Annotated in this window: 26 protein-coding genes; 14 read left to right on the forward strand and 12 right to left on the reverse strand. The window is 72.4% G+C overall.

Translation table 11 applies throughout. The features are described from left to right. Positions 1 to 29: 29 nt before the first annotated feature. The gene (gene folP, locus QT196_RS26305) at positions 30 to 890 is read right to left on the reverse strand and encodes a dihydropteroate synthase (RefSeq protein WP_168481250.1); all 861 of its coding nucleotides are present in this window, start codon (positions 888 to 890) and stop codon (positions 30 to 32) included. 92 nt (positions 891 to 982) lie between these two features. On the opposite strand from folP, the gene QT196_RS26310 reads away from it, so the two are divergent. Continuing rightward, positions 983 to 1432, forward strand: a complete 450-nt coding sequence (locus QT196_RS26310) for a DivIVA domain-containing protein (protein WP_168481251.1) — start codon at positions 983 to 985, stop codon at positions 1430 to 1432. After that, complete coding sequence (locus QT196_RS26315) at positions 1429 to 2034, forward strand: DNA-3-methyladenine glycosylase I (protein WP_290355842.1); 606 nt, start codon at positions 1429 to 1431, stop codon at positions 2032 to 2034. The genes QT196_RS26310 and QT196_RS26315 overlap by 4 nt, the downstream gene beginning before the upstream one ends. A 34-nt stretch (positions 2035 to 2068) precedes the next feature. Here QT196_RS26315 and QT196_RS26320 read toward each other — a convergent pair whose 3' ends face one another. Then, the gene (locus QT196_RS26320) at positions 2069 to 2869 is read right to left on the reverse strand and encodes an enoyl-CoA hydratase-related protein (RefSeq protein WP_168481253.1); all 801 of its coding nucleotides are present in this window, start codon (positions 2867 to 2869) and stop codon (positions 2069 to 2071) included. Positions 2870 to 3192: 323 nt separating this feature from the next. On the opposite strand from QT196_RS26320, the gene QT196_RS26325 reads away from it, so the two are divergent. Further along, entirely contained in the window at positions 3193 to 3360 is a 168-nt protein-coding gene (locus tag QT196_RS26325) for a DUF3117 domain-containing protein (RefSeq protein ID WP_006603288.1), read from the forward strand. A 132-nt stretch (positions 3361 to 3492) separates the two neighbouring features. On the opposite strand, the gene QT196_RS26330 is transcribed toward QT196_RS26325, so the two are convergent. Further along, entirely contained in the window at positions 3493 to 4176 is a 684-nt protein-coding gene (locus QT196_RS26330; RefSeq protein WP_159743512.1) for an O-methyltransferase, read from the reverse strand. Between the two features lie 285 nt (positions 4177 to 4461). Here QT196_RS26330 and sigE point away from each other — a divergent pair, with 285 nt between their 5' ends. The 5 genes from sigE (at position 4462) to QT196_RS26355 (ending at position 10097) form a co-directional block, all read left to right on the forward strand. Beyond that, positions 4462 to 5154: an RNA polymerase sigma factor SigE gene (gene sigE, locus QT196_RS26335; RefSeq protein WP_168481254.1), complete on the forward strand. Its 693-nt coding sequence runs from the start codon at positions 4462 to 4464 to the stop codon at positions 5152 to 5154. Next, positions 5151 to 6119 (forward strand): zf-HC2 domain-containing protein, encoded by a 969-nt coding sequence (locus QT196_RS26340; RefSeq protein ID WP_266733640.1) that lies wholly within the window; start codon positions 5151 to 5153, stop codon positions 6117 to 6119. The genes sigE and QT196_RS26340 overlap by 4 nt, the downstream gene beginning before the upstream one ends. 749 nt (positions 6120 to 6868) lie before the next feature. Further along, complete coding sequence (locus tag QT196_RS26345) at positions 6869 to 8737, forward strand: trypsin-like peptidase domain-containing protein (protein ID WP_290356721.1); 1869 nt, start codon at positions 6869 to 6871, stop codon at positions 8735 to 8737. A 116-nt stretch (positions 8738 to 8853) separates the two neighbouring features. Beyond that, entirely contained in the window at positions 8854 to 9333 is a 480-nt protein-coding gene (locus QT196_RS26350) for a sec-independent translocase (RefSeq protein WP_168481255.1), read from the forward strand. Between the two features lie 119 nt (positions 9334 to 9452). Continuing rightward, positions 9453 to 10097, forward strand: coding sequence for a hypothetical protein (locus QT196_RS26355; protein ID WP_168481256.1), 645 nt, complete (start codon positions 9453 to 9455; stop codon positions 10095 to 10097). Between the two features lie 145 nt (positions 10098 to 10242). Here QT196_RS26355 and QT196_RS26360 read toward each other — a convergent pair whose 3' ends face one another. The 3 genes from QT196_RS26360 to QT196_RS26370 are packed head-to-tail and all read right to left on the reverse strand — an operon-like array spanning position 10243 to position 13324. Next, entirely contained in the window at positions 10243 to 11403 is a 1161-nt protein-coding gene (locus tag QT196_RS26360) for a P-loop NTPase (protein WP_168481257.1), read from the reverse strand. A 42-nt stretch (positions 11404 to 11445) separates the two neighbouring features. Further along, positions 11446 to 12027 carry a DUF1003 domain-containing protein gene (locus tag QT196_RS26365; RefSeq protein ID WP_290355844.1) on the reverse strand — a complete coding sequence of 194 codons (582 nt, stop codon included), beginning with the start codon at positions 12025 to 12027 and terminating at the stop codon, positions 11446 to 11448. Then, entirely contained in the window at positions 12017 to 13324 is a 1308-nt protein-coding gene (locus QT196_RS26370) for a CBS domain-containing protein (RefSeq protein WP_168481259.1), read from the reverse strand. The genes QT196_RS26365 and QT196_RS26370 overlap by 11 nt, the downstream gene beginning before the upstream one ends. 195 nt (positions 13325 to 13519) lie before the next feature. Between QT196_RS26370 and QT196_RS26375 the strand changes: the two genes are divergently transcribed. Next, on the forward strand, positions 13520 to 14308 hold the full coding sequence (locus tag QT196_RS26375; RefSeq protein WP_248001310.1) for a hypothetical protein: 789 nt from the start codon (positions 13520 to 13522) through the stop codon (positions 14306 to 14308). A 60-nt stretch (positions 14309 to 14368) separates the two neighbouring features. Here QT196_RS26375 and QT196_RS26380 read toward each other — a convergent pair whose 3' ends face one another. Continuing rightward, positions 14369 to 14908: a hypothetical protein gene (locus tag QT196_RS26380; RefSeq protein WP_266733634.1), complete on the reverse strand. Its 540-nt coding sequence runs from the start codon at positions 14906 to 14908 to the stop codon at positions 14369 to 14371. Between the two features lie 114 nt (positions 14909 to 15022). Then, positions 15023 to 16132, reverse strand: a complete 1110-nt coding sequence (locus QT196_RS26385) for a magnesium and cobalt transport protein CorA (RefSeq protein ID WP_168481261.1) — start codon at positions 16130 to 16132, stop codon at positions 15023 to 15025. Positions 16133 to 16637: 505 nt separating this feature from the next. Between QT196_RS26385 and QT196_RS26390 the strand changes: the two genes are divergently transcribed. Continuing rightward, positions 16638 to 17222, forward strand: a complete 585-nt coding sequence (locus QT196_RS26390) for a suppressor of fused domain protein (protein WP_168481262.1) — start codon at positions 16638 to 16640, stop codon at positions 17220 to 17222. Positions 17223 to 17331: 109 nt separating this feature from the next. Here QT196_RS26390 and QT196_RS26395 read toward each other — a convergent pair whose 3' ends face one another. Continuing rightward, positions 17332 to 18591 (reverse strand): MFS transporter, encoded by a 1260-nt coding sequence (locus QT196_RS26395; RefSeq protein ID WP_290355845.1) that lies wholly within the window; start codon positions 18589 to 18591, stop codon positions 17332 to 17334. A 250-nt stretch (positions 18592 to 18841) separates the two neighbouring features. On the opposite strand from QT196_RS26395, the gene QT196_RS26400 reads away from it, so the two are divergent. From QT196_RS26400 to QT196_RS26410, 3 genes are all read left to right on the forward strand, one after another. Then, on the forward strand, positions 18842 to 19480 hold the full coding sequence (locus tag QT196_RS26400; RefSeq protein ID WP_290355846.1) for a DUF6758 family protein: 639 nt from the start codon (positions 18842 to 18844) through the stop codon (positions 19478 to 19480). 138 nt (positions 19481 to 19618) lie between these two features. Next, positions 19619 to 20473, forward strand: coding sequence for a PHP domain-containing protein (locus tag QT196_RS26405; RefSeq protein WP_168481265.1), 855 nt, complete (start codon positions 19619 to 19621; stop codon positions 20471 to 20473). Between the two features lie 187 nt (positions 20474 to 20660). Next, positions 20661 to 21269: a MarC family protein gene (locus tag QT196_RS26410; RefSeq protein ID WP_085925096.1), complete on the forward strand. Its 609-nt coding sequence runs from the start codon at positions 20661 to 20663 to the stop codon at positions 21267 to 21269. Between the two features lie 125 nt (positions 21270 to 21394). On the opposite strand, the gene QT196_RS26415 is transcribed toward QT196_RS26410, so the two are convergent. Continuing rightward, the gene (locus QT196_RS26415) at positions 21395 to 21547 is read right to left on the reverse strand and encodes a hypothetical protein (RefSeq protein ID WP_085925097.1); all 153 of its coding nucleotides are present in this window, start codon (positions 21545 to 21547) and stop codon (positions 21395 to 21397) included. Between the two features lie 202 nt (positions 21548 to 21749). Between QT196_RS26415 and QT196_RS26420 the strand changes: the two genes are divergently transcribed. Beyond that, positions 21750 to 22673 (forward strand): NYN domain-containing protein, encoded by a 924-nt coding sequence (locus tag QT196_RS26420; protein WP_168481266.1) that lies wholly within the window; start codon positions 21750 to 21752, stop codon positions 22671 to 22673. Positions 22674 to 22724: 51 nt separating this feature from the next. Here the strand turns inward: QT196_RS26420 and QT196_RS26425 are convergent, their stop codons facing one another. Continuing rightward, positions 22725 to 23204: an SRPBCC domain-containing protein gene (locus QT196_RS26425; protein ID WP_290355847.1), complete on the reverse strand. Its 480-nt coding sequence runs from the start codon at positions 23202 to 23204 to the stop codon at positions 22725 to 22727. Positions 23205 to 23347: 143 nt separating this feature from the next. Continuing rightward, entirely contained in the window at positions 23348 to 24214 is an 867-nt protein-coding gene (locus QT196_RS26430) for an alpha/beta hydrolase (protein ID WP_168481268.1), read from the reverse strand. Between the last annotated feature and the right edge of the window lie 93 nt (positions 24215 to 24307).

Genomic DNA, 24307 nt, shown 5'->3' on the forward strand with positions numbered 1-24307 from the left:
GTTCGTACGAGCCCTAAGGGCCGCCGCCCTCAGGCCAGTCCCCGGCGGGCGACCGCCGGGGGCCGGTGGCCGGCGATCGAGGCCACCATGTCCAGCACCTGCCGGGTCTCGGCGACCTCGTGCACGCGGTAGACCTGGGCGCCCAGCCAGGCCGAGACGGCGGTGGTCGCGAGGGTGCCCAGCACCCGCTCCTTGACCGGCCGGTCGAGCGTCTCGCCGACGAAGTCCTTGTTGGACAGCGACACCAGCACCGGCCAGCCCGTCTCCGCCATCTCGCCGAGCCGGCGGGTCGCCTCCAGGCTGTGCCGGGTGTTCTTCCCGAAGTCGTGCCCCGGATCGATCATGATCGCGTCCCGCCGGACGCCCAACTCCACGGCCCGCTCGGCCAGTCCGAGCGTCACCCGCAAGATGTCCGCCATCACGTCGTCGTACGTCACCCGGTGCGGCCGGGTCCGCGGCTCCGCGCCGCCCGCGTGGGTGCACACCAGGCCGACGTCATAGCGCGCGGCAACCTCGGCGAGCCGTGGATCGACGCCGCCCCAGGCGTCGTTGAGCAGATCCGCGCCGGCCTCGCACACCGCCTCGCCGACCTCGTGCCGCCAGGTGTCGACGCTGATCACCACATCGGGGAAGCGCTTGCGGACCTCGGCGACGAACCCGACCGTGCGGCGGGCCTCCTCCTCGGCGCTCACCTCCTCGCCGGGACCGGCCTTGACGCCGCCGATGTCGATGATCGCGGCACCGTCGGCCACCGCCTGTTCCACCCGGGCGAGGGCGGGCTCGTCACGGAACGTGGCGCCCTGGTCGTAGAACGAGTCCGGCGTCCTGTTGACGATCGCCATGATCACCGGCTCGTGCGCGCCGAACTCGCGATTCCCCAGCCGCAGCATTCCCTGACTCCCTCTCCGTGGTCCGGGAGCGACCCTAACTGTCACACCCGCATGGCACGATCAGTGCAGGCACATAGTCCGGGGAGTTGGTCGTGTTCTGGTTCTTGCTGATCGCGATGGTCGTGGTGGTGGCCGCGGTCACGCTCGTGGTCGTCGGCGGTGGTGACGGCGGTGGGCTGCGGGATTCCGAGCCGGACCGGCTGCACGACCCGCTGCCGGAGGACCGCCCGGTGGCCCGCGCCGATGTGGACGCCGTGCGTCTCCCGGTCACCGTCCGTGGCTATCGCATGAACGACGTCGACGACGTCCTGGACCGCCTGGGCGCCGAACTCGCGGAGCGGGACGCCCGGATCGCCGAGCTGGAGGCCGCGCTGGCCGGGGCGCACGCCTCCGCCATGGGCGGCCCGGGGCTGATACAGGACGGCCCGCCGGTGCTCGGGCCGGTGCCGGAGACGGGGCCGGCCCCGGGGCCCGGCGACCGGAAATCCGCGGACGCACCCGAAGCGCCCGGACCGCGGCCGGATGACGAGGAGCGGGCATGAGCGGCGTGGTGAGGGAACCGGACGGCGTCCCGCGCTGCCCGTGGGGGCTGGAGTCGGAGCGGATGGCCGACTACCGCGCCTACCACGACACCGAATGGGGCCTGCCGGTCCATGGCGACGACGCCCTCTTCGAGCGGATGAGCCTGGAGGCGTTCCAGTCGGGGCTCTCCTGGATCACGATCCTGCGCCGCCGCCCCGGCTTCCGCGCCGCGTTCGCCGGTTTCCACATCGCGAAGGTGGCGCGGTTCACGGACGCGGACGCCGAGCGGCTGCTCACCGACCCCGGCATCATCCGCAACCGCGCCAAGATCGCCGCGACGATCAACAACGCCAAGGTCGCCGCCGAGCTGGCCCCCGGCGAGCTCGACGACCTGATCTGGTCCTTCGCGCCCGCCCGGGCGGGCCGGCCGGTGCCGCGCACCGTCGACGATCTCCAGCCGACGACCCCGGAGTCCACGGCGCTCGCCAAGGACCTCAAGAAGCGCGGCTTCCGCTTCGTCGGCCCGACCACCGCCTACGCGATGATGCAGGCGTGTGGCCTGGTCAACGACCATCTGGCGGAGTGCCACGTCCGGGCGGCCGTGGAGGCGGCGGCCGGCTGACCCGGCCGCCCGCCGTCGCCGGGACCGGGCCGGGTCAGCGGCCCAGGAAGACCGGCTTCTCCTTCTTCACGAACGCCTCGACCGCGATCCGGTGGTCCTCCGACGCCCCGGCCCGGCCCTGGAGTTCGTCCTCCTTGCCGAGGGTCTCGACGAGCGAGTGCCCCGCCCCGTAGGCCAGCGACTCCTTGAGCGCGGCATACGCGGCGGTCGGGCCCTGGGCCAGCCGCCGGGCGACGGCCGCGGCCTCCGCTGCCAGCTCCTCGGCCGGTACGACCTTGTTGGCGATCCCCAGCTCGTACGCCTCCTGGGCACCGACGTTGCGCGGGAAGAGCAGCAGGTCGGCGGCCCGGCCCTGGCCGATCAGCCGCGGCAGGGTCCAGGACATCCCGGAGTCGGCGGTCAGCGCGACGCCCGCGAAGGAGGTGTTGAAGGAGGCGGAGTCGGCGACCACGCGGTAGTCGGCGGCCATCGCGAAGCCCGCACCGGCGCCCGCGGCGACCCCGTTGACGCCCGCCACCACGGGCTTGGGCATCTCCGTCAGCGCCGTCACGATCGGGTTGTAGTGCTCACGCACGGTGTTCATGGTCTTCCCGGACCCGGTGGCCCGGTCCTCGGCCAGCAGGCCGATGTGCTCCTTGAGGTCCTGCCCGACGCAGAAGGCGCGCCCGGTGGCGGTCAGCAGCACGGCGCGTACGGCGGAGTCGGCGGCGGCCTCCTGGAGCGTGTCCCGCAGCAGGACCTTCGCCTCGATGTTCAGCGCGTTCATCGCGTCGGGGCGGTTGAGCGTGATCGTCGCGAGTCCGTCGGTCACGTCATAGAGCACGGTGTCGGCCATAGTGGGAGTCCCCTCCGTCGCGGCTCGGACTGCTCGGCAGCGGCAGTCAGCGCTCAGGATGCCGGAGATCATCGGGCCTCGGCATGTGACGTACATCAAAGATTGCGGGCGCGCCGGGGGTCGGCGGGCGGAGAAGTATTGCAGCCGCCTCTCCGAATTGAGGGGGTTTGCGGGAGCGCGTTGCCGAAGGGATGCAGCCCGATGTTGGTCATCGGGTCGTTCGATGCGGGATAATGGCCTGGAAGCAATGTGTTCGATGCCGGTGACACGTGCCTATTCGGGCCGTCGGCTGAGATGAGCTGGTTTCAGGAAGGGGAACGAGCATGGCGGCCATGAAGCCGCGGACGGGCGACGGCCCGCTCGAGGTGACCAAGGAGGGGCGGGGCATCGTCATGCGTGTTCCGCTCGAAGGCGGCGGGCGGCTCGTCGTCGAGCTGACCCCCGACGAAGCCAAGGCGCTGGGTGAGGCCCTGGACAAGGTCACCGTCTGACAAGGGCGGCGCAACCGGCGGTTTCCCGGGGCTGACCCCGGTATCCCCAGCCGTATGACGGCCCCGGCATGGGGCGCGCAGTGAAGGCGCGCCGTGTGTCGGGGCCGTTTCGCATATCCGGTGCTGCGTGGGTCAACCGCGTTTGACGGCGCAGAGCAGTCCGTCACCGACCGGCAACAGGGACGGTACGAGGGTCGTGCTCTCCCTTACGGTCCGCAGGAGTTCCCGCAGCCGCAGTACCTCTGCGGGCTGTACCGCCGAATCGACCGTACGGCCGTCGGCGAAGACCCCTTCGAAGCAGACCAGGCCGCCGGGGCGCAGCAGCCGCAACGATTCAGCGAGGTACTCCAAGCACTCCATCAGGTCGCCGTCGCAGTACACGAGGTCGTATCCGCCGTCCGCGAGCCGGGGCAGTACGTCCAGGGCGCGGCCAGGGATGAAGCGGGCGCGGTTCCCGGCGAAGCCCGCCGCGCGGAACGCCTGCTTGGCGAACGCCTGCCGCTCGGGTTCGAGGTCCACGGTGGTCAGCACCCCGTCGGGGCGCATGCCGTGCAGGAGGTAGATGCCCGACACGCCCGTGCCGGTGCCGATCTCGGCGACCGCTTTGGCGTCCACGGCGGCGGCGAGCAGACGGAGGGCCGAGCCGGTGCCGGTGGTCACCGTGCGGATACCGGCTTCCCGCGCGCGGTCACGGGACCAGTGCAGGGCGGCCTCGGCGCTGTCGTCGATGGTCCCGGCGCCGTACGCCTCGGCGAATGCCAAGCTCGTCTGCCGGTTGCCGGTAATGGCCCTCTCCTGTCCCCGTAGTTGACGCAACCGTGACTGTATCCGCTGCGTGCGGGAACCCGCAGATGGGACTGGACGTTAAGAAGGGGTGGCGGGACGACGGGGGGAGGCACGGTGACGACCGCGCGAGACGCGAACCAGGACGAGAAGCAGGACCAAATGCAGGTCAAAACTGCTTATCCGGAGCTAACGGGCGAGGTGGATATGGTAGGGGCTCTACTGGACACCACCAGAGCCACCAGGGGAGGTGCGGCTGCGGCGGGTGACCGAGGGGTGCTGAGGCGCTTGAAAAGGTCGTTCGCCGAGCCGAAATCCGTGACAAACACCGCTGACCGTTTCCGCCCCCATGGCCCGAAGGGCATGGGCAGGGCCTCCACCGCCGACTCCGCGACCACCGCGACCTTTGCCGCAGACGCGGATGCGCAGGCGTGGACTCCGCCCAGCTGGGAGGAGATCGTCAGCACCCACAGTGCACGGGTCTACCGCCTCGCCTATCGCCTCACCGGCAATCAACACGACGCCGAGGACCTCACCCAGGAGGTGTTCGTCCGCGTCTTCCGTTCGCTGTCGACGTACACCCCCGGCACCTTCGAGGGCTGGCTGCACCGCATCACGACCAACCTCTTCCTGGACATGGTCCGGCGCCGGCAGCGTATTCGCTTCGACGCGCTCGGTGACGACGCGGCCGAGCGGCTCCCCAGCCGCGAGCCCTCCCCGCAGCAGCACTTCAACGACACCCACTTCGACGCCGATGTGCAGCAGGCGCTGGACACCCTGGCGCCGGAGTTCCGCGCCGCGGTCGTGCTGTGCGACATCGAGGGCCTCTCCTACGAGGAGATCGCCGCGACTCTCGGCGTCAAGCTGGGCACGGTCCGCAGCCGGATCCACCGCGGCCGCTCCCATCTGCGCAAGTCCCTCAAGCACCGGGCCCCGGCCACCCGCGCCGAAGAGCGCGAGCAGCGGCGCTCGCTGGCCGTGGTGCCCTCGCAGGAGGTCGGAATCGCGTGAGCGGCAACGGCGGTCCGTCCCCCGCCGAGCAGCATCTCGGCGACCGCCTTGCGGCCCTGGTCGATGGCGAGTTGGGGCATGACGCGCGCGAGCGGGTGCTCGCGCATCTCGCGACCTGCGGCAAATGCAAGGCCGAGGCCGACGCCCAGCGTCGGCTGAAAAATGTCTTCGCCCAGGCGGCACCGCCCGGGCCGTCCGAGGGCCTGCTGGCACGTCTCCAGCAACTGCCCGGTGGCGACCCCGAGGGTCCCGGCAGCCGGCTCGGCAACGGCGCGCTCGGACGCGGCGACTTCGGGCGCGGCGACTTCGCCAGAGGCGGCAGCGCGTTCCGCTACGTCCCCTCCGGTGGTCACTCCGGCCATGCCATGGCGGCGCTTCCCACCCAGTCGCGCGGCCGCGGCTTCCGGGTGCACGAGGTCGACCGTCCCGCACAGCGGCGGCGGTTCGCCTTCGCGGCGGCCGGCGCGGTCTCCCTCGCGGCCTTCGCACTGGGCGGCGCCCTCCCCCTGGAAGCGGCCGTCGACCTGCCCGGCGGACGCGTCGACAGCGGCGGCACGACCGTCACCCCGCTGAGCGTCAACCCGGCCGCCGACAGCGGTTCCCTGCTCCGCGGCGCGGAGTTCGCCGCCAAGAACTCCGACGGGCAGCCGTCCGGCGGCCCGACCCTGGCCCCGGCCCCCAGCGCCATGGCCCTGTACGGCCCCGGTGCGGCACCCCCCGCCCCCTATGCGACGGCGTCGGCACCGCCCTCCGCGCCGGCCGGCCGCTTCGGCCTCTCCCCGCTGATAGCCGGGAGCGGTCCGGCGTCGCCGTATCACCTCGCGCCCCTGACCACCGCGACCGGCAACTCCCCGGTGCGGAAGAACCCGCCGGCGCTCCCGCCGCTGGAGCCCAAGCGTCCGCTGATCGGCTCCGCGGCCGCGGCGGGCCCCTTCGCCGAGGGCGGAGCCTCCGCCCGGCGCTGACCGTCCCCTGCGCGGCCCCACACGGAACTGGTTGAATCCCTGTGGGGCGGCGCACCCCTGAGCGGGCGCGTCCGCGAGGTGGTGGTGGCCCGCGCACGACGCGGGCGAACTCTGGGGAGAGCATGGACGACGGTAAGGCCGCCGGGTCGAAGCTGAAGTGGTGGAGCCGTCCGGGGAGCAGCACGGGCACGGAACCGTCCGCCGAGGCCGGCCCGCAGACCCCGCCGCCCGCCGACAGTCCGTCGGGCGGAACGCGGACCGAGGGCTCCGGCACGTCCGACGTGCACCACAGCGGCGAGGACTGGATCGTGCGTCCGCCCGAGCGGGGAGACGCACCGGGCGCAGCGGCAGGTTCGCCGGACGGGTCCGCACCGGCCGGTGCCGTGGTGGCCGATGCCGCCGAGGCGCCGACCGCCCGGCTGCCCCACGTGCCGGGCACGTCCGCCGGGCAGCAGGAAGAGGACTGGACCGTGCGCCCGCCGGAGCCGCGGAACGGTGCGGGGGCGCCCGGGTCGCCCGCAGCTTCCGAGACGGCCGAAGTGGCCGGGCCCGCCGATGAGTTGACGGTGGCGTCGGGTACGGCAGCCGGGGCCGGGTCGAGCCAGGAGGCTGCCTCGGCCGTGGACGGCCGGACCGGCGGTACGCGCCCGGACCCGGGGACCGTGACGCTCGGGCGGGTGCGTGCGGACCTACCGGATGAGGCCGTTCTGCCTGCCCGCACCCCGGGCGACGAGGCCACGACGGCCACGATGGCCACCACGGCCGCCCCCGCCACGGCGGCCACCGCTGCCGTCCCCGCCGCCCAAGCCACCCCGACACCGTCCGCCGCCCCCGCCCCGACCGAGCCCCCGGCCGCCGCGCCCCAGCAGCCCCTGCATGCCGAGGACCCCTACGGCACCCCTCCTTACGGTGGTCCCGGGCCCTGGGCGCCCGCGCCGCCCGTGCAGCGGCCGATGGCGACGCCCGCACAGGGCACGGTGCTTCCGCCGCAGCCCGCCCCCGGGCAGGCCACCGCCCCCGCGCAGACAGCCGCCCCCGGGGCCACCGGCTCACAGAGCGCCCCCATGGATGCCCCGGCCGGGCCCGCCGCCGGACCCGACGCGCCGCAGGAGGGCACGGACGGCGCCTTCATCCCCCACCCCGGCGACGGCGGCCCCCGCCCGGCCTCGGCAACCGCGCCCTACGCATCCGGCCCGCAGCCCGGCACGACAGGACCCGGTGACCACGGCCCGACCTCACCGACCGCGCCCCACGCACCCGGCCCCCACGCACCCGCCCCCGGCGCCCCCGCCGTCCCCCACCCGGCCTCGGCACCCACGCCCCACGCCCCCGGCCCCCACCCCGCCCCCACCAACCACGGCCCGACCCTCGCCCACGCCCCCATCCCCGGCCAGGCCCCCGGCACCCCCAACCCCACCCCCCAAGGCGCCTGGCACCACTACGACCCCTGGAGCGCGCCCTTGCAGGGCGGCGGGCCCGTGCCGCCGCCGGCTCTCCGCCGCACCCGCCGGGGACCGCTGGTCGCCGGGGCGGTGGCGCTCGCTCTGCTGGCAGGTGGCGTCGGGGGTGGCATCGGCGCGTATGTCGAGCGGTACGGCGGGCTCAGTGACATCCAGCTGTCGCAGTCGGGGGCCGATGAGGGGGGACGTAAGCCCGACAGCGTTGCCGGGATCGCGCAGACCGCCTTGCCGGGGGTGGTCACCATCCACGTGCGGGGGAGCGCCGAGCAGGGGACCGGGACCGGCTTCGTCCTCGATCACCAGGGGCACATCCTCACCAACAACCACGTGGTCGAACCGGCCGGCAGCGGCGGCGAGATCTCGGTGACCTTCAGCGGCGGCCAGACGGCCAAGGCGAAGGTCGTCGGCCGGGACGGTGGCTACGACCTCGCCGTCGTCCAGGTGGAGGGCGTGGCGGGGCTCCGGCCGCTCACCCTCGGCAACTCCGACTCGGTGCGGGTCGGCGACCCGGTGGTGGCGATCGGCGCACCGTTCGACCTCGCCAACACCGTCACGTCCGGAATCATCAGCGCCAAGCAGCGCCCGATCACCGCGGGCGGCAAGAAGGGCGACGGCAGCGATGTGTCCTATGTGGACGCCCTGCAGACCGATGCCCCCATCAACCCCGGCAACTCCGGCGGTCCGCTGGTGGACGCCAAGGCACGGGTGATCGGCATCAACAGCGCCATCCGCGCGGCCGACAGCGGCGGCGGCCCGGACGGCGACAGCCAGGCCCAGGGCGGCAGCATAGGGCTGGGTTTCGCCATACCCATCAATCAGGCCAAGCGGGTGGCCGAGGAGCTGATCAACTCCGGCCGGGCGACACACCCGGTGATCGGCGTCACGCTGGAGATGGAGTACGCGGGCGACGGCGCGCGGGTCGGTGAGCACAGCAAGGACGGCCGGCAGCCGGTCCTGCCGGGCGGCCCCGGCGCCAAGGCCGGGATCAAGGCCGGCGACGTGATCACCAAGGTCGACGGCGCCCCCGTGCACAGCGGTGAGGAGCTGATCGTCAAGATCCGCAGCCACCGGCCCGGCGACACGCTGGTGCTGACCGTCCAGAGGGGCGGTAAGGAGCGGTCCGTCCGGCTCAGCCTCGGATCCTCCAGCACGGGCTGATCGTTTGCATGGTGTTGGGGCGGGCGACTCCCGCCCGACGTGTGGGGCCAGGTACCGTGATAGGCGGCCTGGCCCCTAGGCCACCGAAGGCCGCGGATAACCCAAGGAGCTGCAAGGTGTTCTTCGACATAGGACCCCTCGAGCTGGTGGCGCTCGTGATCCTTGCCGTGCTCATCTTCGGTCCGGACAAGCTCCCCAAGGTCATCCAGGACGTGATGTCCTTCGTCCGCAAGGTCCGGGCGTTCTCGGACAGCGCCAAGGAAGACATCCGCAGCGAGCTGGGGCCGGAGTTCAAGGACTTCGAGTTCGAGGACCTCAAGCCCAAGAACTTCGTGCGCAAGCACGTCCTGGAGAAGGACGAGTACGGCCTCAAGGACCTTCAGGAGATCCGTAACGGCTTCGACCTGAAGAAGGAGATGGCCGAGGTCACCGACGCCGTCCACAGCGACGACAGCGCCTCCTCCGCCACGCCCTCGAACGGCTCGGGTCCGAGCCTGTCCAAGGAGTCCCCGGCCGCCTCCGCCGGGCGCCCCGACATGGTCAAGAGGACCGCTCAGCCGGACGAGCGTCCGCCGTTCGACGCCGACGCCACCTGACACACACCGGTATGACTGTCTGTGTGGAAGCCTATGGCTATGCTCCGGGTGTCCGGGGTTCGGTCGCCTGAGGGGGGCGGGCCGCCCACGACGCAGGGCAACAAGGAGGCTCCGCGCAGATGGAGACGACCAGTCCGTCAGCGACACATGAGGCGGCCGCCGGCGTCGGCCGGAAGGTCGACGGCTATCTGCTGGCCGCGTTCCCGTGGTACGGCCTCGACGAGGCGTTCACCGGTCCGCGCTGGCTGATGCAGGTCGGCGCGGCCGCGGACGGCACCGTCGAGCACGGTGCCACCGGCCACGGCGAGGAGCCCACCATCAAGGTGGAGCCGCCGCAGGACGAGCGGTTCGCGGTCGTGGTGACGGTCGCCAGCCGCCCCGTGCGGCGCAGCGGTGACGGCACCGGCGTCCTGGAGGCGACCTCGGTCTCGACGGCCGCCTGGCTCGCCGGGTCGGGGCTGCTCGCGCAGACCTGGCCGACCCAGATGGACCGGACACTGCGCCAGGACTGGCTGGACCAGCAGACGATGCTCGCCTGGGAGCTGGCCGACGATCTCGGCGGCGGAAGCTGGAGCGAGCTGATGCTGCCGGTGGACGGGGTGCCCACGTCGTTCGCCTACCGCGAGTCCGAGTACGGCTGGGTGCTGGCCGGCTCGGCGGGCGAGGGCTCCGAGGACGTGCACATCGGCGCCTACGGGCGGGGGATGAGCGCGTACGGGCTGGGGTTCTCGGTGATCAAGGACCTGTCCGCGTACGAGGGCTGAGCCGGGGCGCAGGCCGGGCGGCACCGGGGAGCCGGACGGCCGCGCGCGGCAGCAAGGCAGCGAAAGGGGCGGACCCGTAAGGGCCCGCCCCTTTCCACATCAGCCGGGAGCCGACAGCCGGGAGGCCGCCGCGCCGCCCGCCGGCTCAGAACTTGTTGCGCGGGGTGATCCCCAGCGACATCCCGGACAGGCCCCGCTGGCGGCCGCCCAGCTTGCCCGCGATGGTGCGGATCGCCGAGCCGGCCGGGGAGTCGGGGTCGGTCAGCACGACCGGCTTGCCCTCGTCGCCGCCCTCGCGCAGCCGGACATCGATCGGGATGGCGCCGAGCACCGGTACCTGGGTGCCGGTCGTCTTCGTCAGGCCCTCGGCGACCCGCTCGCCGCCGCCGGTACCGAAGACATCGACCATCTCGTCGCAGTGCGGGCAGGGCAGCCCGGACATGTTCTCGACCACGCCGACGATCTTCTGGTGGGTCTGCACGGCGATCGAACCGGCCCGCTCGGCGACCTCGGCGGCGGCCTGCTGCGGGGTGGTGACGACGAGGATCTCGGCGTTCGGGACGAGCTGGGCCACCGAGATGGCGATGTCGCCGGTGCCCGGGGGCAGGTCCAGGAGGAGGACGTCCAGGTCGCCCCAGTAGACGTCGGCGAGGAACTGCTGGAGCGCGCGGTGCAGCATCGGGCCGCGCCAGACGACGGGGGCGTTGCCGGGGGTGAACATGCCGATCGAGATGACCTTCACGCCGTTCGCCGACGGCGGCATGATCATGTTCTCGACCTGGGTGGGCTTGCCGTAGGCGCCCAGCATGCGGGGCACCGAGTGGCCGTAGATGTCGGCGTCCACGACACCGACCTTCAGGCCGTCGGCCGCCATCGCCGCGGCGAGGTTGACCGTCACCGACGACTTGCCGACGCCGCCCTTGCCGGAGGCGACGGCGTAGACCCGGGTCAGCGAGCCGGGCTGGGCGAACGGCACCTCACGCTCGGCGGTGCCGCCGCGCAGCGACGTCGCCAGCTCCTTGCGCTGCTCGTCGCTCATCACGTCCAGCTCGACGGCGACGGAGGTGACGCCCTCGACCCGCTCGACGGCCTCGCGCACATTGCTGGTGATCGTCTCGCGCATCGGGCAGCCGGAGACGGTCAGATAGACCACCACCGCCACCGCGCCGTCCGCCGCGATGTCCACCGATTTGACCATCCCCAGCTCGGTGATGGGGCGGTGGATCTCGGGGTCGTTCACCGTCGCGAGCGCTTCGCGGACCGCGTCCTCGCTCGGGGTGGCGCCATGGGGCGTGTCGGTAGCCATGACCCGATGGTACGGCTCATGAGGCGGCCTCCGGAAAGGCCGTCAGCGGTCGCGTTCGTCACTCTCCGCGTCAGCGGGCTGCCGCAGCTCCAGGTCCCGGAGCATGTCCTGGAGCTCGGAGCGGATCCAGTCGCGGGTGGCGACCTCGCCGAGCCCGAGCCGCAGCGCCGCGATCTCCCGGGTCAGATACTCGGTGTCGGCGATGGAGCGCTCGTTCTGCTTGCGGTCCTGTTCGTGGGTGACCCGGTCGCGGTCGTCCTGGCGGTTCTGCGCCAGCAGGATCAGCGGCGCGGCGTACGAGGCCTGGAGCGACAGCGCCAGCGTCAGAAAGATGAACGGGTACGTGTCGAAGCGCAGCCCGCTGGGCGCGGTGATGTTCCAGATGACCCACAGGATGATGGTGACGGTCATCCAGACGATGAAGCGGCCGGTCCCCAGGAAGCGGGCGATCTTCTCCGAGAGCCGCCCGAAGGCCTCCGGGTCGTACTCCGGCAGGAACGTACGGCGCGGGGCGCGCGGCAGGTCGAGGCGCACCCGCGGCCGGTCCACGGCGCCCCGGCGCAGCGCGGAGGCGCCGTTCGCCCGCGACCGCTCCCTGCCGCCGTCCCGCTCCTCAGCGCCCATGCTCGGCCTTCCCGAGGCGGCCGTTGCCGGTCAGCCCGGCCGTCGCCGAGCCGTGCAGCCCGTCTTCCCGCCAGTCGTCCGGCAGCAGATGGTCCAGCACGTCGTCGACCGTGACCGCGCCCAGCAGGGCCCCGCTCTCGTCCACGACCGGCGCGGCGACCATGTTGTACGCGGCCAGATAGCTGGTCACCTCCGGCAGCGGGGTGTCCGGCGGCAGGGCCGGCAGATCGGTGTCGGCGATCGAGCTGACCAGGGTGAACGGCGGGTCGCGCAGCAGCCGTTGGAAGTGCACCAGGCCCAGGTACTTGCCGGTGGGGGTCTCGTCCGGGGGCCGGCAGACATAGACCTGGGCGGCCAGGGCGGGGGACAGGTCCGGGTCGCGGACCCGGGCCAGCGCGTCCGCGACGGTGGCGTCCGGCCGCAGCACGATCGGCTCGGTGGTCATCAGCCCGCCCGCGGTCCGCTCCTCGTACGACATCAGCCGCCGGACATCCGCGGCCTCCTCCGGCCGCATCAGCGCCAGCAGCCGCTCCTTCTCCTCCTCCGGCAGCTCGGAGAGCAGATCGGCGGCGTCGTCCGGGTCCATCGCCTCCAGGACGTCGGCGGCCCGCTCGTCCTTCAGCTTGCCGAGGATCTCCACCTGGTCGTCCTCCGGCAGCTCCTCCAGGACGTCGGCGAGCCGGTCGTCGTCGAGGGCCGCGGCGACCTCGGCCCGCCGCTTGGCGGAGAGATGGTGCAGCACCCCGGCCAGGTCGGCAGGCCGCAGCTGTTCGAAGGTGGCGAGCAGGCTCTCCGCGCCCTGCCCGTGCTCCTCCAGCGAGAAGCCGGTCACCGCCGACCACTCCACGGTCAGCGCCTCGCCCTTGCGGCGCAGCGCCCCGCCCTTCCCCTTCCGTACGAAGACCTTGTCGATCTCCCAGTCGCGGCGGGCCGGCAGCTGGGTGATGCCGATATCGAGGACGGTGACCTCCTCACCGGTCTCCACCAGCCGCACCCGCCGGTCGAGCAGCTCGCCGAGCACCAGCGTCTCGGACGCCCGCTGTTCGAAGCGCCGCATGTTGACCACGCCGGTGATGACGATCTGGCCGGAGTCCACCCCGGTCACCCGCGTCATGGGGACGAAGATCCGGCGCCGGCTGATCACCTCGACGACCACGCCGAGCAGCCGCGGCGGACGGTCGCCGACCCGGAGCAGCGCGACGAGGTCCCGCAGCCGGCCGACCTGGTCGCCGTGGGGGTCGAAGACGGCGCTGCCGGCGAGGTGGGAGACGAAGACCCGGGGCGTCACGACTGCCATGCGGAGCGCCGCCCTTCTCCCGTTCGGCCCGAAATAGGGCATCAATCCGGGTTCAGGCTAACGCGCCCGGCTCTGCGCCGCCCCGGTGAGAGAGGCCGTAGGGTGACCGCCACGCACCCCGCCGACGACCCGGCGCGGCCCAGGTACGCTGCCGTACTGCTGCCGAGATCACCCGCATCAGGAGGCCGAGCCGACGTGAGCGCAATCCCCCCGGGGTCCGGCCCCCGACCCCTGCCCGGAACCCGTCGTACGGGACGGGCTGCGCTCGCGGGGGCGGTCTGCGCGGCACTGGCCGTGGCGCTGACCGGCTGCGGCGGGGAGACCGATCCGGACGCCGGCACCAACGGCATGGGAAAGCTGCCCGCCGCGAAGGTCGAGGCCAAGGCCAAGGCCGCGGCCCAGCGCGCCGAGACGGTGCACCTGTCCGGCAATGTCGTCAGCCAGGGCCGCACCTACAAGCTCGATATGAGCCTGGCGAAGGACGGGGCCAAGGGCGAGCTGACCACCAAGGCGGCCGCCTTCCAGCTGCTGCGGGTCGGCGAGTCCCTCTATCTGAAGGCGGACGCGGCCTTCTGGGCCGGCGAGAAGAGCGCCGGGTCGGGCACGCCCGACCAGGCGGCGGCGCAGAAGCTCGGCGGCAAATACGTCAAGGTGCCCGCCAAGGACCCGGTCTACCAGCGCTTCAGCGGCTTCACCGACAAGGACACCCTGCTCGCCGGACTGCTCGGTCTGCACGGCAAGCTGACCGCCGGTGACCGCGGTGACCTCGACGGGGTCCGCACCATCCGGCTCACCGCCGGCGCGGGCTCCGGCGGCACCCTCGATGTCTCGCTGGAGGGCACGCCCTACCCGCTGCGGCTCCACCGGGCCGGCGGCGCGGGCGTGGTGCGGATGGGGGACTGGGGCAAGAGCGTGGACCTCAAGGCCCCGGACAAGGACCAGGTCGTGGACTACGGCACCCGGATCTCCGGCGGGGGCCACTAGGCCTCCCGTCGCGGCTCACCGGATCACACCCGGCCGACGGACGGGCCGGGGCCCCGGGGCTCAGCCCTTGCGTCCCCGTCGCAGCAGCTTCGGCAGCGCGGCCGGGGCGGGGCGCCGGGTGATCGCGGGGCTCGCCAGTGCCGGTACGGCATGCGACTCGTCCGGCATCTGTCCGGGGCGCTGGGTGGTCTCCCCGGTCGGCTCCAGCCGCAGCACCCGGCACTCGCGCGCCCAGCGCTCCGTGAGGGTGTCCGCGTCCGGCGCGTTCAGCCGCTTGCCCTTGAGCTCGTCGACCGCGGCCCGCCAGGCATCGCTCTCCGGCGCCAGCTCGACGACCCGGGCCTGCCAGGCGACCAGCCGGCCGCCCTTGTCCTTGCTGCGGACGGTGACCGTCGCCGTCCCGCCGTCGGTCAGCCCGAGGTCGGCCAGCGGCTGCTCGCCGGCGCCGTCCCCGATGAGGCAGGCGCCTCCGTCGAGCCACAGATGCCACAGCGCACGGGACGGGCCGGCCGTCCCCCGTACCCAGACGAGGCCGGACTTCTTCGTGGCCTCTTCGATGAGCGCCCGATCGTGCAGGGCCTGCGACACGGTCTCCGTCATACGGCTCAGCCTAATCGCCCCTGCCCTGGGCGACCGGGGCCGCCCAGGCGCTGAGATGCGCGAACGCGCGGGCGGCACCGGCGGGCGGCGCCGATCGGTGGCCCGGCACCGGGGTCACAGCCACCCGTTGCGCTTGAACCCGCGGTGGATGCCGACACAGATCGCGGCCGTCACCAGCAGCACCGCCGGGTAGCCGTACTCCCAGTGCGTCTCCGGCATGTAGTCGAAGTTCATGCCGTAGATCCCGGCGATCATCGTCGGTACGGCGAAGATCGCCGCCCAGGCCGTGATCTTGCGCATGTCCTCGTTCTGCGCGACGGCGGCCTGCGCGAGATTGGCCTGAAGGATGGAGTTGAGCAGATCGTCGAAGGACAGCACCTGCTCATTGACCCGCGCCAAGTGGTCGGCGACATCCCGGAAGTACTTCTGGATGTCGGAGTCCACCAGCCGCATCGGACGCTCACTCAGCAGCTGCATCGGCCGCAGCAGCGGCGACACCGCCCGCTTGAACTCCAGCACCTCACGCTTGAGTTGGTAGATCCGCCCGGCGTCGCCGCCCTTCGGGGAGCCCTTGCCGTTGGTGCCGGAGCTGAACACATCGATCTCCACCTCATCGATGTCGTCCTGCACCGCACCGGCCACCGCCATATAGCCGTCGACGACCTGGTCGGCGATGGCGTGCAGCACCGCGGACGGCCCCTTGGCCAGCAACTCCGGGTCGTCCTGGAGCCGGTGCCGCAGCGCGCGCAGCGAACCCTGGCCGCCGTGCCGCACCGTCACGATGAAGTCCCGGCCGGTGAAGCACATCACCTCACCGGTCTCCACGACCTCACTGGTCGCGGTCAGCTCGGTGTGCTCGACGTAGTGGACCGTCTTGAAGACGGTGAACAGGGTCTCGTCGTAACGCTCCAGCTTGGGCCGCTGGTGGGCGTGCACGGCGTCCTCGACGGCGAGCGGGTGCAGCCCGAACTCCTGGGCGATACCGGCGAATTCGGCCTCGGTCGGCTCATGCAGGCCGATCCAGGCGAAGCCGCCCTCGGTGCGCACACTCGTCATCGCCTCGGCCGGGGTGACGTGCTCGCTCACCCGGCGGCCCTCGCGGTAGACACCGCAGTCGACGATGGCGCTGTTCACACAGGCCGGGGCGGACTCGTAGGGGTACGGACGGTCATCGCGCCGCCGGGACGGACGGACGGCGGCGCGCAGGTCGCGGATCATCGACATGGCAGGCTCCTTCACGGGCCGGCCGTCAGCGCGGGCGCGGGGGGGGGCAACGCTGCCCGGAACGTGGACGTACGAGGCGTCATCGGCTGTACGTCCGCAAAGCGGGCGGCGCTCCGTGCGGTGACACTGACGGCAGTTCGCAGAAAACACGGAACAAAGAGTCGAAGGCGCTCTTCCGGCATCTACTTCCGGCGCAAAGGTGCTTCCCTGGTTTCGCCGCTGAGCGGCGGGGTACGGAAGCTCTCGGATCAGGAGATTCGCTGCGCGAGGGAAATGACGGGAGAACTATCGGTACTGCACGGTCGACTCGGATCCACCGCAGCCCCACCTCCTCCGGCCGGTCCCCGTTGGGGGACGACGTCATTCCCTGACCAGACGGCAAGGCTATCAGCCGCCTGATGCGTTGCGGTGCCGCTTTGCCGGTTCCATACGAAGAACGGGCGCGCCGCACAGCAGCACATGGAGGGGTGACGGCCGAACGGGTGACCGGCCGTATGCTCGCGCCATGTCTGACGTTCTTGAGCTGGTCGAGGCCCGGTTGCGGACCACCCTGGGCGAGCCGGACGCGCGCGCCGCCGTCACTTTCCTCGGGACCGACCGTATCGAGGTCCTCCGCTTCGTGGACAGCGGGGTGGTCCGTTACGCCACGCTCGGGATGTCCGCGCAGCCCATGGCCGACCCCACGACCGTAGTGGCCGATCCGCTCCGCGGTCCGCGCGCCGAACTCGTGCTGTCCGTAAGGGGCGGCCTCGCCGACACCGACAAGGTGCTCCGGCCGCTCGCCGTGCTCGCCGCGTCCCCGCAGGTCGAAGGGGTGGTCGTGGCGCCCGGCGCCTCGCTGGACGTGGGTGAACCGCTGTGGCCGGGTGCGACGTTCACCTCGGTGCTGGTCGCGGCACCCGGTGGTCTCGTCGAGGATCTCGAACTGGACGAGCCGCGGGAGCCGGTCCGTTTTCTGCCGCTGCTGCCGATGACGCCCAACGAGGCGGCCTGGAAGCGGGTGCACGGCGCCGAGGCGCTGGAGAAGCGCTGGCTGGAGCACGGCACGGATCTGCGCGATCCGCTGCGCACGGGCGTGCCGCTCGACTGATCCGCGCGCTGCCGGTAGCGGTACGCCCCGTCGGCTCTCCGGGAGGGAGGGCCGACGGGGTGTCAGTTTGCTTGCGGAGCAGGGCGGGGCTGGGCGGCCCCGGTGTGCCTCAGCGCGCGAAGGCGGTGACCCCGTCCTTCGTCGCGTGCCGTGGTGCCTGCTCCTCGGCCCGGATGGTCAGTGCGCGGCGCCGGACGGCGACGATGCCGGCGCCGAGCACCGCGGCCACGGCCGCGACCACGAAGGGGAGATGGATATCGGTCCACTCCTCGATCTTGGGCGCGAGGAACGGCGCGGCCGCCGCCGCGAACCAGCGCACGAAGTTGTAGCCGGCGCTCGCCACCGGGCGCGGTGCGTCCGAGACGCCCAGCGCCAGTTCCGTGAAGACGGTGTTGTTCAGGCCGATGAAGGCGCCGGCCAGGACGGTGCACACGACCGCGGTGGTGTGGTCGCCGTAGCCCAGCACGACCAGATCGGCGGCGAGCAGCAGCAGCGAGGCGCACAGCACCTTCAGTGAGCCGAAACGGTGCTGGAGCCGCGGCGCCACGATCACCGAGAACACCGCGAGCAGCACACCCCAGGCGAAGAAGACGCCGCCCGATGCGTAGGGGGACATGTTCAGCACGAACGGGGTGAAGGCCAGCACCGTGAAGAACGCGTAGTTGTAGAAGAAGGCGGCGGTGGCGGTGGCGGCCAGCCCGCCGTGGCCGAGCGCCTTGACCGGGGCGAGCAGCGAGGTCTTGGCGGCGGGCCTCGGCTGCTCCTTGAGGAAGACCGTGATGGCGAGGAAGCCGACGGCCATCAGCACGGCGGTCCCGAAGAACGGGTAGCGCCACTTCAGGTCGCCGAGGACCGCGCCCAGCAGCGGGCCGCAGGCCATCCCGAGCCCCAGCGCGGACTCGTACAGCAGGATCGCCGCGCTGCTCCCGCCGGCCGCCGCGCCGACGATGACCGCCAGCGCCGTCGAGACGAACAGGGCGTTGCCCAGGCCCCAGCCCGCCCGGAAGCCGACCAGTTCGCCGACCGACCCGGACATTCCGGAGAGCGCCGCGAAGACCACCACGAGCGCCAGCCCGGCCAGCAGCGTCTTGCGGCCGCCGATACGGCTGGAGACGAAGCCGGTGACCAGCATCGCGACGGCGGTGATCAGGAAGTAGGAGGTGAAGAGGAGGGAGACCTGGCTGTTGGTGGCGTGCAGGCCGCGGGCGATCGAGGGGAGGATCGGGTCGACGAGGCCGATGCCCATGAAGGCCACGACCGAGGCGCCCGCCGTGGCCCAGACGGCCTTCGGCTGGCGGAGCAGGGAGGTGCCGCCCTCCTCGAACGGATCGTGCGCGCCGCCGTGGCCGCCGTTCACCGTGCCGCTCATGCTGCGGTTCCCCTTCCTGTTGCCGGTTGCGTATCCCTGGTCCGTGGCGGCCGGTGCGGCCGCCGAGATCGTTGACGTTTACACACAATAAGTTAGGCCATCTAAAGAATGCAAGCTGCAACTAGTTGTTCGGCGGGGGTGAACGGACCTCGGGGCGCGGTCAAATGCGCGCCGGCGCAAGTGATTCGGGGCACACCGGTCGGGTGATCGTCCTTGACGTGGCGGCGGGGCTGGAGGACCGTTGGTCCCTATGAGGGGCGAACCCAGTTGCCCGAAGTGCGGAGGCCGGGTAAGGGCGCCCGGTCTCTTCTCCGACACCTGGCAGTGCGCCCTGCACGGCACCGTGCATCCGCTCCAGCCGGTCGTCCCGCCGAGCGTCGAGGCGCTCGGCGTTGTCGTGCGCCGCGCCCAGGTGCCCGTATGGATGCCCTGGCCGCTGCCGGTCGGCTGGCTGTTCACCGGGGTGGCCTGCGCCGGTGACGACCGCAGCGGCGGCCGGGCGACCGCGGTGGCCTGCACGGGCCCCGGCCCGCTCGGCGGCCCCGGCGAACTGCTCCTGATCGCCGAGGAACTGGGCGTTGGACTCGGCGCGCGCTACGCCGGTATCGACGGCCCCGACCCCGGCCCGCACCTCTGCGTCGACAAGCACCCGCACGGCAAGGTGCTCGCCGCCGGCCGCCCGACCCCGCTGTGGCACCTCGAGGACACGCCCCCGGACCGCGCGGTCTTCGCGGGCGAGGCGCGCGGGCTGTGGCTCTGGGCGATCGCCTGGCCCGAGCAGTCGGGGCTGATGATGTACGACGAGCTGGTGCTGACCGATCTGCGCGAGGCCGGCGCCGAGGTGGATCTGCTGCCGTGCGGGGCGCTCTCACCGCGGATCCTGGGCTGACGGCCGGGCGCCATCGCCGGGGCCGGGAGCCATCCGGCCGCCCGGTATCCTTCTGAGGTCCCCCTACGGTGTACCTGTCCCCGGAGTTTCCCCGGGCCCCGTCCCCCGCCCGTCCCGCAGCAGTCTGGAGTCCGCGTCGTGCGTATCGATCTGCACACCCACTCCACGGCCTCCGACGGTACGGACACCCCCGCCGAGCTGGTGCGCAACGCCGCGGCCGACGGGCTGGACGTCGTCGCGCTGACCGACCACGACACCGTCGGCGGCCACGCCGAGGCGCGGGCGGCGCTGCCCGCGGGGCTGACGCTGATCACCGGCGCCGAACTCTCCTGCCGGCTCGACGGGGTGAGCCTCCACATGCTCGCCTACCTCTTCGACCCCGAGGAGCCCGAGCTCGCCCGCGAGCGGGAACTGGTGCGGGACGACCGGGTGCCGCGGGCCCAGGGCATGGTCGCCAAGCTGCGGGACCTCGGGGTGCCCATCACCTGGGAGCAGGTCGCCCGGATCGCCGGGGACGGCGCCGTGGGACGGCCGCATATCGCCACCGCCCTCGTCGACCTGGGCGTGGTGCCCTCCGTCTCCGACGCGTTCTGCGCCGACTGGCTGGCCAACGACGGCCGGGCGTACGTGGAGAAGCACGAACTCGATCCGTTCGACGCGATCCGGCTGGTCAAGGCGGCGGGCGGGGTCACCGTCTTCGCGCATCCCCTGGCCGTCAAGCGCGGCAGCTGCGTACCGGAGAGCGCGATCGCCGAACTGGCCGCGGCCGGTCTCGACGGCATCGAGGTCGACCACATGGACCACGACGCCCCGACCCGCGCGCGGCTGCGCGGGATGGCCGCCGACCTCGGCCTGCTGACCACCGGCTCCAGTGACTACCACGGCAGCCGTAAGACCTGTCGCCTCGGCGAATACACCACCGACCCCGAGATCTACGGCGAGATCGTGCGCCGCGCGACCGGCGCCTTCCCCGTTCCCGGCACCGGGGGCTGACCCCGCCGCGGCCGCTGCCGCACCATGTGCCCCGGTCCGCCGGACCGTCCCCACACCGGGCCGTTCTCCGTCCGGGCGAGGCGCAGGCCCCTGCCTGCCCGCCGCCCCACCACCCCCTCCTTACGGGCCCGCGCCCACCGCGCCGGTCCGTGGTTGCTCCCGTACCACCTCTCGCAAGGCCATCACCGTGTTCGACGTCGCCGTCTTCAGTACTCTGTTCGTCACCCTGTTCGTGATCATGGATCCGCCGGGCATCACTCCGATCTTCCTGGCCCTGACCTCCGGCCGGCCGGCCAAGGTGCAGCGCCGGATGGCCTGGCAGGCCGCCGCCGTCGCCTTCTGTGTCATCGCCCTCTTCGGCCTCTTCGGGCGGCAGATCCTGGGGCGGCTGCACATCTCCACGCCCGCGCTGATGATCGCGGGCGGGCTGCTGCTCCTGCTGGTCGCGCTGGATCTGCTGACCGGGAAGTCGGAGGAGCCGACCCAGACCAAGGACGTCAATGTGGCGCTGGTGCCGCTGGGGATGCCGCTGCTGGCCGGGCCCGGGGCGATCGTGTCGGTGATCCTCGCGGTGCAGCACGCCCACGGGGTCGCCGCGCAGATCTCCGTCTGGGCGGCCATCGCGGCGATCCATGTGGTGCTGTACGTCGTGATGCGGTTCTCGCTGGTGATCATCCGCGTGATCAAGGACGGCGGAGTGGTCCTGGTCACGCGGCTGGCGGGCATGATGCTCTCCGCGCTGGCCGTGCAGCAGATCATCAACGGCGTTCTCCAGGTGATCCAGGCGGCGGCCTGACGCCCGCACTGCCGCAGAACGCGCGGCGCCCCCGTACGGCCAGTGCGTACGGGGGCGTTCGTGCGGGTGCGGCCGATCGGCGGCCGGCTGCCGGCCCGGCGCGTTACCGGGCGGCGGAACGGGTGCTAACGGACGGCGGTGTCGGCCGGGCGGATATAGATGCGCTGGCCGGTTGAGGCGGCCTGCTGCACGATCCGGTTGACGGAGGCGGCGTCCACGACGGTGCTGTCCACGGCGGTGCCGTCGACATCGTCCAGGCGCATGATCTCGAAGCGCATACGGCTTCTCCCTTCGTCTGATCCTCCTGCGGAGAACTCCTTGGGTCGGCGCTGCCCGGCGTCACTGCCGGGCGCTCCATACAGGGGAACGCCCTACCCAGTGCAATCATTCCCTACGCTAAAGAAAATTTTCGACGGTCTAAGTACGCCTGGCCGAGAACGGTTGTGCCCGCAGAGTGACCGCCCGGACAATGGGTCCGGTATGAATGACGTCCAGCCCACGGGCCCCACCGACCTCACCGCACTCGCCGCCGGGATCGAGCGCACCAACGAGCTGCTCACCCGGGTACTCGCCGAGGTCGCCACCACCCCGTCCACCCACGCGGCCTTCGTGGACGCGGGCTATGTCTACGCCGCCGCGGGACGGCTGGTCGCCGGCACGGAGGACCGCAAGGCCTTCGATCTGGACGCGGAAGGGCTCATCGATGCCTTCATCGACCGGGCCCGGATGATCTTCCCGGACAGCCGGCTGCTCCGCGTCTACTGGTACGACGGCGCCCGCCGCCGGATCCACACCCAGGAGCAGCAGCGGATCGCCGAGCTGCCCGACGTGAAGGTCCGGCTCGGCAACCTCAACGCCAACAACCAGCAGAAGGGCGTCGACTCCCTGATCCGCTCGGACCTGGAGTCGCTGGCCCGGCACCGGGCGATCAGCGACGCGGTGCTGATCGGCGGCGACGAGGACCTGGTCTCCGCGGTCGAGGCGGCCCAGGGCTACGGCGCACGCGTGCACCTGTGGGGCATCGAGGCCGCCGGCGGCCGCAATCAGGCCGAGCCGCTGCTGTGGGAGGTCGACAGCACCCGCACCTTCGACCTGGAGTTCTGCAAGCCGTACGTCACCCGGCGGGCCGGCGTCGAATGTGACCAGACGGTGGGCGAGGGGCCGGCGCCCAGCCGCGAGGACGTCCGCTTCGTCGGCGCGCAGGTCGCCGCCCAGTGGCTGTCGGAACGCGGCCGCGAGTGGGTGGCCGGACTGCTCCCCGGTCACCCGTATCTGCCCGGCGCCGTCGACCAGGAACTCCTGACCGCCTCGGAGGCGCTGCTGCGGCACTCCCTGCGCGGCCACGCCGATCTGCGCCGGGTCCTGCGCGACGGCTTCTGGGATCACGTGCAGGGGCAGTATTAGCGGGCGTTCCGCAGGCGCGTCCGCTACGGCGTCCGGCCGGAGAGGCCGTGATCAGGCTCGCGAGAGCAGCTCCGTGAGGCGGTCGAAGAAGCCCGACCAGCCCGCCTCCGCCTGGCGGTACTGCTCGGAGGTGAGATTGCCGCCGAGCTGACGGAAGGCCATCTCCGTACGCTCCCCGAGGTCGGTCAGGGTGACCCGGACGATCTCGCCCTCGATGCCGTCCGGCGCGCTCGCGTCCTTGAGGGTGAACTCCAGCCGCTCCGGGGGCGTGACCTCACGGTAGACACCGGAGAACGGCAGCTCACCGCCGTCCGGGGTCTGCATCACCAGACTCCAGACCCCACCGGGCCGGGGATCCATCGTCATCCGGTCGGCCGGCACCGTCAGCTCCCCGCCGAACCAGTACCCGAAGTGCTCCGGCCTGGTCCACGCCTCGAAGACCAGCTCACGGCGGGCATCGAAGGTCCGGGTGAGCGCGATGCCGTGCGGGCCGCCTTCGGCATCGGCCGGTGACGCCGGATTCTCGGTCATGGGGAGCCCTTCGTACGAAGCCGGTGCGGGCCGGGCGCCGCTGCCCGCCCGCCTTCCTCGATGCTCGCCGAACCGCCGGGCGCTGTCCTGGCGACACCGCCCGCTCGGCCCACCGGACCGGCGGCAGTGCGGGCGACAGGCCGTCAGCCCACCCCGCTCCAGAACCCCGTCAGCGCCTCGGCCGTCTTCTCCGGCCGCTCGGCGTTGGGGGAGTGCTCGGCGCCCTCGATGACGGTGCGCCGGGCGGACAGCCGCTCGGCCATCGCGTCCATCCACGCCACCGGCCAGGCGTAGTCGACGGCGCCGGAGACGACATGGGTGGCCATTCCCGTACGGGCCAGCTCCGCCACCCGGTCGGGCTCCTCCAGCATCTGCCGGCCGGTCGCGATCAGCTGCTCGGGCACGGTGTTCAGCCAGCGGCGGTGCAGGAACGCGCCGATCTCCGGCGGCGTCGCCGCGTCCGCCGCCTCCGGGGGATCCAGTTCGCGCATCGCCCGCCAGACGCCCTCCATGTCGAACCGCGCGAGCGCGTCGATCAGCATCCGCACCCGGGCCTGCTGGGACGCCTCGATGGCCGCGGGCCCGGAGCTGAGCACGGTCAGCGAACGGAACGGGGCCGCGTCCAGCAGCACCGCGGCCCGGGTGATCAGCCCGCCCAGCGAGTGCCCCAGCAGATGGACCGGCCCGCCGTCCGGCTCCCGCACGGCCCGCGCCTGCGCCAGCACATCGAGCGCCAACTCCCTTTGCACGTACGCCTGTTCCTCGCGCGGCCCGGGGGATTCGTGCTGGCCGCGGCCATCCACCGCGACCGCCCGGAACCCGGCCGCGGCCAGCGGTGCCAGCAGGGCGAGGAAGTCTTCCTTGCTGCCGGTGAATCCGGGCACCAGCAGGGCGGTGCCGATCGGCGCGGCCTCGGGCCGGGCGTCCTGTACGGCGAAGGAGCCGCGCTCGGTGTCGAGTCGGTACGCACGGGCGCACGGGGGCAGCGTGAGGGTGGGCGGCCTGCTCATGAGGTGAGGTTATCCGGGCCGGGTGGCAAAACGGGGCCGGGACGCCGACGACCCGGCACCCGCGCGGGGCGGGTCCGGGTCGTCGGCGTGGAG

Source organism: Streptomyces sp. P9-2B-2 (genome assembly GCF_030406865.1).
Lineage (GTDB): Bacteria > Actinomycetota > Actinomycetes > Streptomycetales > Streptomycetaceae > Streptomyces > Streptomyces platensis.

Coding starts and splice junctions, on each gene's coding strand:
- folP (WP_168481250.1), bottom strand. CDS start 890: ATGCTGCGGCTGGGGAATCGCGAGTTCGGCGCGCACGAGCCGGTGATC.
- QT196_RS26315 (WP_290355842.1), top strand. CDS start 1,429: ATGAGCGGCGTGGTGAGGGAACCGGACGGCGTCCCGCGCTGCCCGTGG.
- QT196_RS26320 (WP_168481253.1), bottom strand. CDS start 2,869: ATGGCCGACACCGTGCTCTATGACGTGACCGACGGACTCGCGACGATC.
- QT196_RS26325 (WP_006603288.1), top strand. CDS start 3,193: ATGGCGGCCATGAAGCCGCGGACGGGCGACGGCCCGCTCGAGGTGACC.
- QT196_RS26345 (WP_290356721.1), top strand. CDS start 6,869: ATGGCCACCACGGCCGCCCCCGCCACGGCGGCCACCGCTGCCGTCCCC.
- QT196_RS26355 (WP_168481256.1), top strand. CDS start 9,453: ATGGAGACGACCAGTCCGTCAGCGACACATGAGGCGGCCGCCGGCGTC.
- QT196_RS26360 (WP_168481257.1), bottom strand. CDS start 11,403: ATGGCTACCGACACGCCCCATGGCGCCACCCCGAGCGAGGACGCGGTC.
- QT196_RS26365 (WP_290355844.1), bottom strand. CDS start 12,027: ATGGGCGCTGAGGAGCGGGACGGCGGCAGGGAGCGGTCGCGGGCGAAC.
- QT196_RS26370 (WP_168481259.1), bottom strand. CDS start 13,324: ATGGCAGTCGTGACGCCCCGGGTCTTCGTCTCCCACCTCGCCGGCAGC.
- QT196_RS26380 (WP_266733634.1), bottom strand. CDS start 14,908: ATGACGGAGACCGTGTCGCAGGCCCTGCACGATCGGGCGCTCATCGAA.
- QT196_RS26385 (WP_168481261.1), bottom strand. CDS start 16,132: ATGTCGATGATCCGCGACCTGCGCGCCGCCGTCCGTCCGTCCCGGCGG.
- QT196_RS26390 (WP_168481262.1), top strand. CDS start 16,638: ATGTCTGACGTTCTTGAGCTGGTCGAGGCCCGGTTGCGGACCACCCTG.
- QT196_RS26395 (WP_290355845.1), bottom strand. CDS start 18,591: ATGAGCGGCACGGTGAACGGCGGCCACGGCGGCGCGCACGATCCGTTC.
- QT196_RS26400 (WP_290355846.1), top strand. CDS start 18,842: ATGAGGGGCGAACCCAGTTGCCCGAAGTGCGGAGGCCGGGTAAGGGCG.
- QT196_RS26415 (WP_085925097.1), bottom strand. CDS start 21,547: ATGCGCTTCGAGATCATGCGCCTGGACGATGTCGACGGCACCGCCGTG.
- QT196_RS26420 (WP_168481266.1), top strand. CDS start 21,750: ATGAATGACGTCCAGCCCACGGGCCCCACCGACCTCACCGCACTCGCC.
- QT196_RS26425 (WP_290355847.1), bottom strand. CDS start 23,204: ATGACCGAGAATCCGGCGTCACCGGCCGATGCCGAAGGCGGCCCGCAC.
- QT196_RS26430 (WP_168481268.1), bottom strand. CDS start 24,214: ATGAGCAGGCCGCCCACCCTCACGCTGCCCCCGTGCGCCCGTGCGTAC.